This window comes from Sediminibacterium sp. FW305-C-49, from assembly GCF_058231085.1.
This window is the reverse complement of the sequence record NZ_JBIQXS010000002.1, coordinates 350252-364583: the sequence shown is the minus strand read 5'-3', so window position 1 is coordinate 364583 and position 14332 is coordinate 350252. Positions and strand designations below refer to the sequence as shown.

13 protein-coding genes are annotated in these 14332 nt (G+C 42.0%); 8 read left to right on the top strand and 5 right to left on the bottom strand.

Annotated features, from left to right (window positions below; translation table 11 throughout):
* Nucleotides 1-18: 18 nt before the first annotated feature.
* Entirely contained in the window at nucleotides 19-3135 is a 3117-nt protein-coding gene (locus ACH3Z1_RS08955; protein WP_490821586.1) for a SusC/RagA family TonB-linked outer membrane protein, read from the bottom strand.
* Nucleotides 3136-3362: 227 nt separating this feature from the next.
* Nucleotides 3363-3734, bottom strand: a complete 372-nt coding sequence (locus ACH3Z1_RS08950; RefSeq protein WP_490821585.1) for a hypothetical protein — start codon at nucleotides 3732-3734, stop codon at nucleotides 3363-3365.
* Nucleotides 3735-3874: 140 nt separating this feature from the next.
* Here ACH3Z1_RS08950 and ACH3Z1_RS08945 point away from each other — a divergent pair, with 140 nt between their 5' ends.
* Nucleotides 3875-4309 carry an FKBP-type peptidyl-prolyl cis-trans isomerase gene (locus ACH3Z1_RS08945; protein WP_490821584.1) on the top strand — a complete coding sequence of 145 codons (435 nt, stop codon included), beginning with the start codon at nucleotides 3875-3877 and terminating at the stop codon, nucleotides 4307-4309.
* A 138-nt stretch (nucleotides 4310-4447) separates the two neighbouring features.
* Here ACH3Z1_RS08945 and ACH3Z1_RS08940 read toward each other — a convergent pair whose 3' ends face one another.
* Both ACH3Z1_RS08940 and ACH3Z1_RS08935 read right to left on the bottom strand, forming a co-directional pair.
* Nucleotides 4448-5761: a cryptochrome/photolyase family protein gene (locus ACH3Z1_RS08940; RefSeq protein WP_490821583.1), complete on the bottom strand. Its 1314-nt coding sequence runs from the start codon at nucleotides 5759-5761 to the stop codon at nucleotides 4448-4450.
* Between the two features lie 64 nt (nucleotides 5762-5825).
* A complete protein-coding gene (locus ACH3Z1_RS08935) occupies nucleotides 5826-6713 on the bottom strand; it encodes an aminotransferase class IV (protein WP_490821582.1) in 888 nt (295 codons plus the stop codon).
* Between the two features lie 9 nt (nucleotides 6714-6722).
* Here ACH3Z1_RS08935 and ACH3Z1_RS08930 point away from each other — a divergent pair, with 9 nt between their 5' ends.
* The 6 genes from ACH3Z1_RS08930 to ACH3Z1_RS08905 all read left to right on the top strand — a co-directional run bounded on the left by ACH3Z1_RS08930 (nucleotide 6723) and on the right by ACH3Z1_RS08905 (nucleotide 13223).
* Nucleotides 6723-7841, top strand: a complete 1119-nt coding sequence (locus tag ACH3Z1_RS08930) for a Nif3-like dinuclear metal center hexameric protein (protein ID WP_490821581.1) — start codon at nucleotides 6723-6725, stop codon at nucleotides 7839-7841.
* A gap of 59 nt (nucleotides 7842-7900) precedes the next feature.
* Entirely contained in the window at nucleotides 7901-8656 is a 756-nt protein-coding gene (locus tag ACH3Z1_RS08925; protein WP_490821580.1) for a zinc ribbon domain-containing protein, read from the top strand.
* 66 nt (nucleotides 8657-8722) lie between these two features.
* The gene (locus ACH3Z1_RS08920) at nucleotides 8723-10210 is read left to right on the top strand and encodes a tetratricopeptide repeat protein (RefSeq protein WP_490821579.1); all 1488 of its coding nucleotides are present in this window, start codon (nucleotides 8723-8725) and stop codon (nucleotides 10208-10210) included.
* Nucleotides 10211-10354: 144 nt separating this feature from the next.
* Nucleotides 10355-12010, top strand: coding sequence for a DNA repair protein RecN (gene recN, locus ACH3Z1_RS08915; RefSeq protein ID WP_490821578.1), 1656 nt, complete (start codon nucleotides 10355-10357; stop codon nucleotides 12008-12010).
* A 57-nt stretch (nucleotides 12011-12067) separates the two neighbouring features.
* Nucleotides 12068-12883, top strand: coding sequence for an enoyl-ACP reductase FabI (locus ACH3Z1_RS08910; protein WP_133474859.1), 816 nt, complete (start codon nucleotides 12068-12070; stop codon nucleotides 12881-12883).
* Between the two features lie 76 nt (nucleotides 12884-12959).
* Nucleotides 12960-13223: a SemiSWEET family sugar transporter gene (locus tag ACH3Z1_RS08905; RefSeq protein WP_490821577.1), complete on the top strand. Its 264-nt coding sequence runs from the start codon at nucleotides 12960-12962 to the stop codon at nucleotides 13221-13223.
* A gap of 85 nt (nucleotides 13224-13308) precedes the next feature.
* Here ACH3Z1_RS08905 and ACH3Z1_RS08900 read toward each other — a convergent pair whose 3' ends face one another.
* Nucleotides 13309-13530 carry a DUF2795 domain-containing protein gene (locus tag ACH3Z1_RS08900; RefSeq protein WP_026767946.1) on the bottom strand — a complete coding sequence of 74 codons (222 nt, stop codon included), beginning with the start codon at nucleotides 13528-13530 and terminating at the stop codon, nucleotides 13309-13311.
* 133 nt (nucleotides 13531-13663) lie between these two features.
* Here ACH3Z1_RS08900 and ACH3Z1_RS08895 point away from each other — a divergent pair, with 133 nt between their 5' ends.
* Nucleotides 13664-14314, top strand: a complete 651-nt coding sequence (locus ACH3Z1_RS08895; RefSeq protein ID WP_490821576.1) for an ABC transporter ATP-binding protein — start codon at nucleotides 13664-13666, stop codon at nucleotides 14312-14314.
* Nucleotides 14315-14332 lie beyond the last annotated feature (18 nt).

Genomic DNA, 14332 nt, shown 5'->3' with positions numbered 1-14332 from the left:
AACGAATATTTTTTCAGATTAGAATTTAAAAGTGAGGTTGATACCCATGTTTCTGGTTGATGGAAACTGTGTCAATTCAACACCTGGCGTAAGTGTACCACTGTTGAGGTTACCTCCCTCCGGATCAAAACCAGGGAAACTGTTAATATTAAACAGATCGCGGCCGTAAACAGCCACACTTGTTTGCCTGATGCCAATTTTAGCGAGGGCCCTCTTGGGCAAGTTGAATTCTACTCTTGCTTCTCTGAGTTTGAGAAAAGAAGCATCAAAAATGTTCATCTCTGCATTGCTGATGGCATAAATATTATCGTAATAAGAACTGGCCGCTACATTCACTGTATTCTTTTCATATTTACCCGTTCCACTGTTGAATACAACTCCATCACCTACAATACCATTGTCTCTTCCGGGTAATGTTACTTTTGTTTTACCAAGTGTGTTATTTTTGTGATTGGTTTGAGAATACATACTACCACCTTTCTGGCCATCCAGTAATATGCTGATTCTGAAATCGCCAAGGGTAAACTCATTCATCAATCCTGCTTTCCAGTCCGCAAAAGCATTACCCCATTTTTTTGCAACCGGATCAAGCGGTGCAGGCAAGCCATTCGTTGAATAAATAATCTGTCCATCTGCTGTTCGCTGAAAACCCCTGCCATATAAATCGCCCATTCGGCCACCTACCCTCGCTTCAATACTTACATTACCACCATGGCTATAAATAATCTGGTTGGTAATACCTGCAGCCAGTTCACGTACATAACTTCTGTTACGGCTCCAGGTAAGTGTAGTAGTCCACGCAAAATTTTTACGAATAATCGGTTTCCCTGTTAAAGTAAGTTCAATGCCCTTGCTGTTGATCAGACCAGCATTTACCAATGCACTTGAATAGCCCGATACAGGATCTAAAGGAATGGCCAATATCTGGTTACGGCTTTTATTATCATACATCGCTACATCAATACCTAATCTTCCTTTGAAGAAACGCAGGTCTAAACCAGCTTCGTAGCTGGTGGTGATTTCCGGCTTCAGGTCAGTGTTAAATAAGGTTGATGGATTGGTAAAACTGTTACCGTAAATACGGTCATAATATTTATCGGTCTGGTAGGGTCTGGTATCATTACCAACCTGTGCCCATGATGCCCTGAATTTGGCAAATGAAATCTGCGCAGGCAATGAAAACATATCACTCAGTAAAAAACTTGTGCTTACAGATGGATAGAAGAATGAATTGTTTTTGAATGGCAATGTACTCGACCAGTCATTCCTTCCGGTTAAATCCAGAAATATTTGTTCTTTATATGAAAACTGCGCTGAACCATACACACTATTGATGGCTTTCTTGGTTTTCACTGCATCTACTACTGCGGGATCAAGACTATTCGACACCTGGTAAATACCGGGTTGCGAAAGCTGGTCTGCATAGGCACCAGAAAAATCATAGGTCTGTCGCATGGCATTACCACCGCCTGAAACCGTATAATTAATGTCATCATTAATCCTGTCTTTATAAGTCAACAGGAAGTCAGCATTCATTTCATAATTAAATACGTTTTGCTCGCGGTACATACCGCGCGGGTATTTTGTCATACTGAATGGTCGCTGCTGTGAACGGAATTCAAAAGACATATCAGTACCGGCACGAAGCATCAGTTCAAGCTTCTTGTTGATGGTGTAGGTAGCGGCTATATTGCCGATCACACCATGTTTATTCATCTTATTCAGCATTTCATATAAATCGAGGTAAGGATTATCCGGACCGGGATTAAATGGATTTCTTTGTTTAACACCCACGAGTCCGGGTTCCCAATAAGGCTTGAACCATTCCGGTCTGATATTGGGTGCTGTGCCAATAATCAGGAAGTACATAACTGTCTGGTTATTATATCCGGCTGTAGGAAGATTGTCGCTGTGCTTATTGGTATAATTTACTTTACCGGTAATTTTCAACCGATCTGATATTTTTTGCGAAACAGATAAAGCTGCATTAATTCTTTCAAATCCTGTATTGGGAAGTATCCAGTCATTTTTTAGATGTGTAACCGATAAACGTGCCGATCCTTTATCATTACCACCTTCCATCGAAATACTATTAGATATCGTAACACCTGTTTTGAAAAACCCTGAGATATAATCTTTATGTGCTACCCATGGTGTTCTTACAGTCGGTCTTCCATCTGGCGCATCGGGATTGTATTGAAAATATTGCTGGCCATTAAACCGTGGTCCCCAGGCTCTGCCTGCAGCCACACCGGTACTTGTGTTAGGACCATCAGCACCATCGAGATAAGAATAGTAAGCACTTGTTCTTCCTTCACCATATTCAAACTGGTAATCGGGCCAACGATTTACCTGGTCAACACTTATGTTGCTGTTAAATGTAACACCAATGCCTTTGTCTGAACGCTGACCTGTTTTAGTAGTAATGATGATGGCACCACCTGCTGCGCGGCTGCCATACAATGCTGTTGCTCCCGGGCCTTTCAATACTGTTATTTTATCAATATCATCAGGATTCATATCGGATAAACCTGAACCAAAATCAACCGGACCATCTGCTGCAAGGTGAGCATTGTATCCGGTTCCCGTAATTCTGCTGCTGACAGGAACACCATCAATAATAATCAGCGCCTGGTTATTATCGAGGTTCAATGAATTCTCTCCGCGAAGGGTTACCCTTGCTGATCCCATTGGCCCCGATCCAGTTCCCTGTATATTTAATCCTGCTACTTTTCCAGACAAGGTATTTACCCAGTTATTGGTTTTGGCATCTTTTACCGCATTTTCTTTTACCGTTTGTGCTGCATAACCCAGCGATTTTTCTTCCCTCCGGATACCTAATGCAGTTACCACTACTTCCTGCAGCACTTCTTTTTGTTCTGTTAATTGAATAGATAAGTTATCAAGTCCTTTCACAGGTATCTCCCTGTCCTGGTAACCTGTATAACTAATCAATAAAACAGCACTTGTGAGAGAAGTACCATTCAGGTTCAATGAGAAAGATCCATCTGTTAGGGTAGCAGTTTTAAGTGCAGCACCTTTGAGTTGAACAGTTGCGCCAGCCAGTGGATTTGATGCACTGTCTTTGATGACACCTCTTATAATTTGTGCTTGAGAGAAAGCTGCTATTGTCATAAAACATAACAGCAGCAATAGTTTTGGGGGGATTCGGGTACAAACAGATTTCATAAACAGTTTTTAAGACTGCAAATGTTTCTGTTTTCATTACCAGAAAAAACAGTTCAGCATAAACTTAATGATTCGATGAATATTTGTTCATACTAACATAAAGTATTACTAACATAAGGATAACCTTGCCTGACTATTTTTTAGGAGTGACGGAAAATGGAATAGTGCTATGATCAAACTGCTACAGCTCTCCGTTCCTGTACTTGCAGAAAATCGGTAAACCCTTCTTCAGACCACTCCTCTTTTTCATCTACCCACATACAAAGATGATTTTTTACGGCTGCCAGTTTTTCCCAGGCCTGTTTTAGTATGGCCGGTTCATTGGAAGGTCGCACAGGAGATGTTTCTTCTCCCAATTCGGCTATGATTTTTCCGTTTTTTTTCCTGAAACTGTCTTTGAAAAATTTTCCGACAGGCACTTCCGCCTCGCCGAATACACAGTTACCCAGGATAAGTCCAAGAACCTGATCCTGCTCTATGTTGAGAATAATATTCAAATGCAGGTATGCAACGGGTTGTCCGTATTGATTATTGATGGGAGTCATGGCAATTGGTTTGTGGGATGGCAATGTTAAAAGTTTAGAACAGCAATCACCAGCACCATGGCAAAACTTAATACTAAGTTTACAATAAGATAACATTGATCAGGTTAGAAACTCTTTGTTATTTTCGCAAAAAAATGTATATGGGAGTAGCAGATCAACTGGCACAATTAAAAGCAGAAAAAGCCGCCGCTAATTTAAAAGCAGGTCAGGATTTTCTCGAGCTTAATAAACAAAGACCTGAAGTAACCTCATTGGAAAGTGGTCTTCAATACGAAGTACTTACTTCAGGTACCGGCGAAAAACCAAAAGCACACAATGAAGTTACCTGTCATTACCATGGCACCCTCATTGACGGGACCATATTCGACAGTTCCGTTCAACGTGGGCGCCCCGCAGCCTTCCCATTAAACATGGTTATCAAAGGCTGGACAGAAGGTTTACAGTTAATGCCAACAGGCAGTAAATGGCGTTTCTTCATTCCACCTCATCTTGCCTATGGCGATCGCCAGGTAAGCGCGCAGATTGGACCAAATTGTACTTTGATATTTGATGTGGAGCTGATCAGCTTTCGGTAGAAAGCTGCTAGCTGTTAGCTACTAGCTGCTAGCAAAAAATGACGAAGCCGTGAACAGGTCATGTTCACGGCTTCGTCGTTTTAAATAATTATTCATTAATGGCTGGAAGCTAGCGGTTAATAGCTAGCAGCTTAAAGCTCATAGCCCTTTCAGCGCTTTGGCATAAACTTCCAGCACTCTCTTTCTCGCCAGTTCATGCTGTACAATGGGTTGAGGATAATTGAATTCATTCAGTTCAGGAATCCATTTGCGGATATAACGCAGGTCTTTATCAAATTTTTCTGTTTGCAAAGATGGATTGAACACACGGAAATAGGGAGCTGCATCGCAACCACTGCTGCTGGCCCATTGCCATCCACCATTATTAGCAGCCAGATCGAAATCGAGTAGTTTTTGTGCGAAATAAGCTTCACCCCATCGCCAGTCGATGAGTAAATGTTTGGTGAGAAAAGAAGCAACAATCATACGTACCCTGTTGTGCATATAACCAGTTGTATTGAGTTCACGCATGCCTGCATCTACAATCGGGTATCCGGTAGTGCCGTTACACCAGTGTGCAAATTCTGTTTCATCGTTTCTCCATTCAATCCTGTCGTATTCCGGTTTAAATGAAGCGCCTTTGCCTACCTGTGGAAAATGCCACAAGATGGCGTGGTAAAAATCCCTCCAGATCAACTCGTTCAGGTATACATCATTCCATTCCATCGCTTTGCGTGCGAGGTAACGAATGCTTACCGTACCAAAACGCAGGTGTACACCCATTCTGGATGTTCCATTTTCCAGTGAGGGAAAATTCCTGTTCTCACCATAATGCCTGATAACAGCTTCTTTCAGTTGGCGGGAAGGAAATGGAAGATCCACAGGTGTAAAACCTATTGATAACAAAGATGGAATGGCAACTGATTTCTGTTGGTAAAAATTAGTAAAATATTTTTCGGTTGGATAGGCTTTCAGGTAGAAGTCGTTGAGTTTGGCCCGCCATTTTCTGGCATAGGGAGAGAAGACCGTATAAGGTTTGGTATCATCCTTTACTACCTCACTTTTTTCAAAAATTACCTGATCCTTGTATGTTGTAAAACCTACACCATGTTCTTTGAGTAATGCTGCCATTTCAGCATCTCTTTCTTTGGCATAGGGTTCATAATCATGATTGGTAAAAACAGTTACTATATCGTATCGTTCAAGTAACTTCTTGAAAACGGGTACCGGATAATCATGGTACACTTCCATGGTACTTCCCATACCCAAAAGCTGTACCTGCATTTCTGTTATGGCTGCATGAATAAATTCCACTCTTCTGTCGGCTTTGTCATCCAACCGGTCGAGGATATTTTTATCGAAAATAAAAACGGGTAATACAGGAATACCGGTACGCAAAGCATAATAGAGTGCGGCATTGTCAGTCAACCGAAGATCTCTGCGGAACCACATTACCTGTATACGAGGTTTCATGAGTTAGGTTTTAGGTTTGTAACACCCCCGGGAACAAATGGTTCAATAGATAAAGGAGAAATCTTTAGCCCGGTGTTTTGATGAGTTGTTGGTAGAGTTTTTGTGTGAGCAGGTTGCTATAATTGTTGTTGCCCAACTGTTTTACCCACCTGATGCCATGTATTACATTGGTTAAAAAGATTTCAGAAGCCTCCAGCAGATCATCCACGGTCAATGCTGTTTCTTCTACCGGAATATTTTCTTTCCGAAATAATTGTAATAAATGACGACGCATTACACCATTCACAGGCCCTTCCGTTAGTGCCGGTGTTTTTATTTGACCATCTTTCACGATAAACACATTGGCAATGGTGGCATCAGCTACACGATCAAATGGATTCAACAAAATGGCATCATTGAGTTGTTGTTCCTTTGCCCACAATGCGCCCATCACATAAGGAAGGTAACTATTGCTTTTTACCACAGAGAAACGATCAATTACTTTCCGCGCATCTTTATAAATATCAATCACCAACCCATTTTCATTCAATTCACCTGTTGTAGGAGAAAGTGGCCAACTTTGAATCAGCAGGTAAGGAAACTGATTCTGCTCATCATATACCCCTCCCTCACCTCTTGTAACGGTAAGTCGTATTCTCGCATTTTCCAGGTGTCCGTTTTTTTCGGCCACAGCCAATACCTGTTTTTCCAGCCATGCTGCCGTAAAATAGCCCGACTTTTTAAAATGCAGCAGTTCGAGTGAAGTAATCAGTCGCTCAAAATGATAATTCGCCAATTGTATTTTTCCATTGAGGAGTTTAATGGTTTCAAAACAACCATCGCCATACCTGTACGACCTGTTATTGGGTGAAATCAGTAGTCTGTCTGAACGTAATATTTGTCCGTCATAAAAAAGAAAATCGCCTTCCTGCATACCATCAATTATAGAATGAAGGTAACTTGCTGTCAGCAATCAGCAAATATGAAGATTAATAATATCATACAAGTACTCGAACAACTGGCCCCTCCCGTATTACAGGAAAGCTACGATAATGCTGGACTGATTACCGGCTCCCCTTCATGGGAATGCACGGGTATTGTTTGTACACTTGATGCCACTGAAGCCGTTATACTGGAAGCCAGGGAGAAGGGGTGTAATCTTGTTGTGGCTCATCACCCCATCGTTTTTGGTGGACTCAAAAAACTGAATGGCAAAAACTATGTAGAAAAAGCGGTGATCGCCGCTATTAAACAGGATATTGCCATTTATGCCATTCATACCAACCTCGACAATGTGATTCATGGCGTGAATAACAGGATTGCAGATAAGCTGGGGCTCATCAACCGTAAAATACTGGCCCCAAAAGCTGGTTTACTGATGAAATTATACAGTTTTGTTCCGCATGCACAGGCAGAAAAACTGAGAACCGCTTTGTTTGCTGCTGGTGCGGGAGATATTGGAAACTATAGTCACTGTAGTTTTTCTGCTGAAGGAACAGGCAGTTTTCAGGCCGGACAGGGCAGTAACCCACATGTTGGAGAGATCGGAAAAACCCATTTTGAACCTGAGACAAAAGTCGAGGTCATTTTTCCTGCCTGGCGTCAGCAGCAGGTACTTACGGCACTTTTCGAGGCCCATCCTTATGAAGAAGTGGCTTACGATTTAATTAGCTTATCGAATGATTATCAGGAGGTTGGAAGCGGGCTCATAGGAGAACTACCCGAAGCCATGGATGAGATTTTCTTCTTTCAGATGCTGAAAACGGCTTTTGGTCTCAAAATCATACGACACACCCCATTTTTGGGCAAAAAAATCAAAAAAGTGGCCCTTTGTGGTGGTTCCGGCAGCTTTTTAACCGGAAAAGCAGTGGCAAAAGGGGCAGATATCTATATTTCAGCCGATTTCAAATACCATGAGTTTTTTGATGCCAATGACCGGATACTGATTGCCGATATTGGCCATTGGGAAAGTGAACAATATACTACCGACCTGCTGATTGATGTTTTACAGGCTAAATTCCCTACCTTTGCCGTCCTCAAATCCGGGGTAAAAACCAATGTGGTGAACTACTTCACCGGGGAGGAAACAAGGGAAAACTAACAAGATTCAAGGATCAAGGCACAGGAATCAAGTATTATACAATAAACCACTTATACAATATGGCTTCCGTTAAAGACTTTTCGGTTGAAGAAAAACTGGTTAATCTGCTCAAACTGCAGAAGATCGACAGCAAGCTGGATGAGATCCAGATTCTGAAGGGTGAACTTCCCATGGAAGTAAGCGATCTGGAAGATGAGATCCAGGGTTTACAGAGTCGCCAGACCCGCGTTGAAGAAGAGATCAACGGTATCACTGAATTCATCGAAAGCAAAAAAACTGCGATGAAAGAAAGTGAAGCGCTGATTGCGAAATATGAGAAGCAGAGCGAAAACGTGAAGAACAACCGCGAATTTGAAGCCATCAACAAGGAAATTGAAATGCAGCAGTTGGAAATTAAACTGGCTGAAAAACATATCCGTGATGCCAATGAAGAGCTGGCCGATAAAGTAAAAGCGCTAGAAGCGGCTAAAAAACAGATCGCCGTTAAAGATGGTGTACTGAACCATAAAAAAGGTGAACTGGAAAAAATCATCGCCGATACAGAGAAAGAAGAAACACATTTCAACAAACAAAGTGCAGAAGCACGCAGTCATATTGATGATCGCCTTCTGTACAGCTACGATCGCATCCGCAAAAGCTATCGTAATGGTTTGTCTGTAGTGCCTGTTGAGCGCGATGCATGTGGTGGTTGCTTTAACTCTATTCCGCCTCAGCGTCAGAGTGAAATTCGTTTACACAAGAAGATCATTGTTTGCGAAAACTGTGGTCGTATCCTGGTAGATGCAGATCTGAACGACAGCGTAGAGGTTAAATAAATACTCTTGCGTTAAAATACTTTGAAAGGACAGCTATATGGCTGTCCTTTCTTATTTTCGGGCTGCATGAAGCAGGCCAGTACACTTGTTATATTTATATTGTTATCGCTTTCAAGTATCAGCCAGAAAGTGTACGATTTTAATGCGCTCTGTCAGCAGGCATATTATGAGATAACCAGGTTAAAAATTGAACATGGACAGGAGTTGATCCAAAAAGCAAGATTGCAAAATCCAGAAAACCTGATTCCTGTTGTACTGGAGAGTTATATTGATTTCCTGATATTGTTTCTAAATGAAAACCCTGCCGACTACAAAATAAGATATCCCCGTTTCAGTGAGAGAATAGATATATTGGAAGAGGGACCAACCAATTCTCCCTACTATCGTTTCGCATTAAGTACTGTTCGGGTTCACAAAGCTGCTTCGGCTATCAAGTTCGGGAAAATGTGGGAAGCAGGCTGGGATATACGCCGGGCCTGGATATTGCTAAAAGACAATAAAAAATCTTTTCCCCGTTTTATTCCGGATGACCTGATGTATGGCACCCTGCAAACCATGATTGGTACCGTTCCAAAAGGATATAAATGGCTGGCCGGTGTATTGGGTATGCGGGGCTCTGTTACAGAAGGTTTGAAAACCGTACAGGCATTTGTAAACAGTAGCGACCCTTCTGCAAAAATTTTTACCAATGAGGCATACTTTATTTATCCATACCTGTTGTTTTACATGGATAACAAAAAAGATGAGGCCCTCAGTTTTATCCAGCAAAAAAAACTCGACCTCGTCAACAATCATTTATATGGCTGGATGGCGGCCAATCTCAGTCTCAACCACAAACAATCGTCATTCACCCAGCAAATAGTTCAAAACCGCAATCATTCAAATGAATACCTCGATATTCCCATCTGGGATTTTGAAATGGGTTTTGTAAAAATGTTCCAGCTTAAACCTGAAGAAGCCATCCCCTATTTCGAACGTTTTTTACAAAAATTCAAAGGCAACTTTTATGTAAAAGATGTGTACGATAAAATAAGGCTTTGCTATTATTTACAGGGAAATACAGCCGCCGCAGAAAAAGCAAGACAACTGGTGTTAACAAAGGGCAACACCGATTCTGATGCCGATAAAAAAGCCTTGAAAGATGCCAAAGCCAATTACTGGCCCAATATGCTCTTATTAAAAGCCCGTCTGCTCAATGATGGAGGCTATCATCGTGAAGCACTGGCATTATTACACGGTAAAGCAGAAACCGATTTTGATAAAGAAGAAGACAGGTTAGAATATGTTTATCGTGCAGCGCGTATTTATGACGATCTGGGGCGTGAAAATGATGCCATCAATGCTTATCTCGCTGCTATAAGACTGGGCGAATTCAGAAAAGAGTATTATGGTGCACGTGCCGCGGTTCAATTAGCGCAGATATATGAAGCAAAGGGACAAAAATCGCTGGCCATACAGTATTACCAGCGTTGTCTCGATATGGGCGACCATGAATACAAAAATTCCCTCGATCAACGTGCCAAATCGGGGATATTGAGATGTAAAGGGGAATAGTCTTTTGTATAAATTGCAGCGGGAAAGGAGGATGTCGGATGTCGGATGTCGGATGTCGGATATTAGGAGTTGGGATGTGAAAAATGATTACTGACCACTCACTATTCACCATTCACTATTGACCATTCACGATTGACCAAACCAATGCTTACAAAGCTCCACATACAGAACTACGCCATCATTGATGAGATCGAGATTCATTTCTCCGATAACCTGAATATTATTACGGGCGAAACTGGTGCCGGTAAAAGTATCCTGATGGGTGCACTGAGTCTGATACTGGGCGAAAGAGCCGACAGTTCTGTTTTAGTGAACAACACAAAAAAATGTTTTATTGAGGGCGTGTTTCATACAAACCATAAACCCGAAGTATTGTCATTTCTGCAACAGCATGAACTTGATGCTGATGATGAACTGGTACTGCGCAGGGAAATTGCTGCCAATGGAAAATCAAGGGCTTTCATCAACGATACACCTGCCACCGTTCAGCAATTAAAACAACTAGCTTCTCTGCTTGTCGATCTTCACCAGCAATTTGATACACTGGAATTGGGCGACAGCGATTTTCAACGTAAAGTACTTGATGCACTTGCGGGCAATGAACCTGTATTGAACGAGTTTAAAAAAATATTTCAGCAGTGGCAGTTGATCTCAAAAGAGCTGGAGCAGTTGAAGAATCAGAAAAATGCTTTTACTAAAGAAGCAGATTATCACCAGTTTTTATTTGATGAGTTGAGTGAATTATCATTCAAAGAAAATGAGCTGGAAGAACTGGACCAGGAACTGAAAGTATTGAGCAGCGCCGAAGGTATTAAGTCGGCCCTGAATAAAGTATTTTACGAGTTACGCGAAAGCGAACTGCCGGTTGTTACCAACATCAAACAATTGATCCAGCAATTACAGCCTTTTGCAGACATGCACAAAGACCTGGCAGCAGTAATTGTACGTTTACAAAGTACACAGGTGGAGTTACAGGATATTGCGGGTGAAATTGACCATGTAAACGACCATATTCAGTTTGATGAAAAAAGAATTGAATGGATCAATCAGCGACTCACTGATGGGTATAAATTACTCAAAAAACATGCACTTCAACATACCAATGAATTGCTGGCACTGCAACAGGAATTGTCAAAAAAGCTGGAAGCTGTTTTACATATTGACGATACCATTATTTCAAAAGAAAAAGAAGTAGCGGCTTTATACAAGCAGGCTGAACAACTTGCAGAACAACTGTCAAAAGCAAGGCATCAGCAGATCAAACCCCTTGAAGGGGAAGTCAACCGCCTACTTACACAAGTGGGTATGCCCAATGCCAAACTGAAAGTAGACTTAAAGGATAGCGCATTACAGCAGTACGGAAAAGACCAGATTGATTTTCTTTTCGATGCCAACAAAAGCAACCGTTTTGAACCCATTCGCAAAGTGGCCAGTGGTGGTGAATTGAGTCGTTTGATGTTGTGTATTAAATCGCTGGTAGCTGCATCCATCGACCTGCCCACCATGATTTTTGATGAAATTGATACCGGTATTTCCGGCGAAGCCGCCAAACAGGTGGGACTGATCATGAAAAATATGGCTGCTAAAAGACAGATCATCTGCATTACCCACCAGCCACAGATAGCTGGCAAGGCCGATGCACATTTCTTTGTGTACAAGGAGATCGTTGAAAATGCAGTAAAGACCAATATCCGTTTATTGGATACAGACGAACGTATTACTGCCATTGCCCGTATGCTGAGTGGAGAAAAGCCAACTGCCGCCGCTCTGGAAAATGCCCGGGAAATGATGATGAATTAGGGTTTAACCGATATTCTATACTTTTACCCCTACTAAACCATTTTTAAACGCATTATTATGGCTTATAACCTGCTCAAAGGAAAACGCGGTATCATAACCGGCGCCCTCGATGAAAATTCAATTGCCTGGAAAGTGGCTGAAAAAGCACACGAAGAAGGTGCAACTTTTGTATTAACCAATGCCCCCATCGCCATGCGTATGGGAGAAATCAATAAACTGGCCGAGAAAACCAACTCACAGATCATCCCTGCGGATGCTACCAGCGTTGAAGAACTCACTACCCTGTTTACACAGTCGCAGGAAGTATTGGGTGGTAAAATAGATTTTGTACTCCACTCGATCGGCATGAGTGTGAACATCCGTAAAAAAATTCCTTACACTGAATCCAATTATGAGTATTTCATGAAAGGCATTGATGTATCAGCCATGTCGCTTCATAAAATGCTGGCTGTGGCAAAAAAATTAGATGCTATCAATGAATGGGGCAGTGTGGTAGCGCTATCTTATGCTGCTGCGCAACGTACCTATCCTTTCTATACCGATATGGCCGATATTAAAGCCATGCTCGAATCTATTGCACGTAGTTTTGGTTACCATTACGGACTGGAGAAAAAAGTACGTATCAATACCGTATCGCAGTCTCCTACCAAAACCACAGCAGGTTCAGGTATCAAAGGTTTTGGCGATTTCTTCGATTATGCCAATGCCATTGCACCCTTGGGCAATGCCAGTGCAGAAGATTGTGCCAACTACTGTATCACCCTCTTCTCCGATCTCACACGCATGGTAACCATGCAAAATCTCTTCCACGATGGTGGCTATTCTACCACAGGGGTGAGTATGGATGTGATGACGAAACTAGGAGTAGAATAAAATTTTATGATGTCAGATCGCAGATGTCAGATTTGATTACATCTGCGATCTGACATCTTACATCAAAAAATTGTTTATGAGCTGGATCGAAATCGTGGGTTATCTTGGCTCCTTTCTCACCTCCATAACTTTTATTCCACAGGTATATAAATCCTGGCAATCGAAAAGTGTAGGAGACCTGAGTATCTGGATGATTACCATTGTTGTTACCAGCACCATTGTATGGCTGGTATATGGTTTTGCCATAGAAAGCGGTCCGGTAATCGTAGCAAATCTGGTAGTGCTGGCGCTGACGCTGGTACTGTTTTATTTCAAACTTACTTTTAAGAAGAAAGGCTAATAGCTAATCGCTAATGGCACAAAAAATCCCGCCTCTAACTATGAGGCGGGATTTTTTTTTAATCTATTCAACCTGAAAGCGGGTCTTAATATTCATCTTCATTGAACATGAAGTCTTCCTGACTTGGATAATCAGGCCAGATATCTTCTATGCTCTCGTACACTTCACCCTCGTCTTCCAGTTCCTGGAGGTTTTCTACCACTTCAATAGGCGCACCACTACGGATGGAATAATCGATCAATTCATCTTTTGTGGCCGGCCAGGGAGCTTCTTCCAGGTAACTTGCCAATTCTAATGTCCAGAACATAACTTACCTTTTAATTTTTTGCAAATGTAACCGTATATACGATACCACCAAATGTGGTTCGACTTCCTGTGTAAAGAAATGTTTAAAAAAAGGTTGATATAGGCTAAGTTTGAGCGATAAACAGGCGATAATCATGCTCAAAGCGGTTAATATTACCCGGAAATATGGTCAACTCGAAGTACTGAAAGGGGTCGATATTGACATCTCCAAAGGCGAAATGGTGAGTATTGTGGGCTCTTCGGGTGCCGGGAAAAGTACTTTATTGCATATTCTGGGGACGCTGGACAAGGCCGATACCGGCTCCATCTGGCTCAGTAACCAGCAGGTTGACCTTTTAAAGGGCGAAAAACTATCTGCCTTCCGGAACCGTCATATCGGTTTTGTGTTTCAGTTTCACCACCTCCTGCCCGAATTTTCGGCCATAGAGAATGTATGTATCCCCGGATGGATTGCCGGTACCCCCAAAAAAAATGTGGAAAAAAGAGCCGCTGAATTACTCGATCTTTTAGGGTTAAGTGACCGGATGGAGAATAAACCGAACCAGTTATCCGGCGGAGAACAGCAACGGGTGGCGGTGGCAAGGGCACTCATCAATCAACCTGATATTATTTTTGCGGATGAACCTACCGGCAACCTCGACAGTAGCAATGCACGCGAATTACATGCACTTTTTGGTACCCTGAGACAAGAGTTTCAGCAAACTTTTTTGATCGTAACACATAATGAGGAATTGGCTGCATTAAGCGATCGCATTCTGCATATGAAAGACGGGAGAATTGTGTGATTTCCTGAATATCTGAAG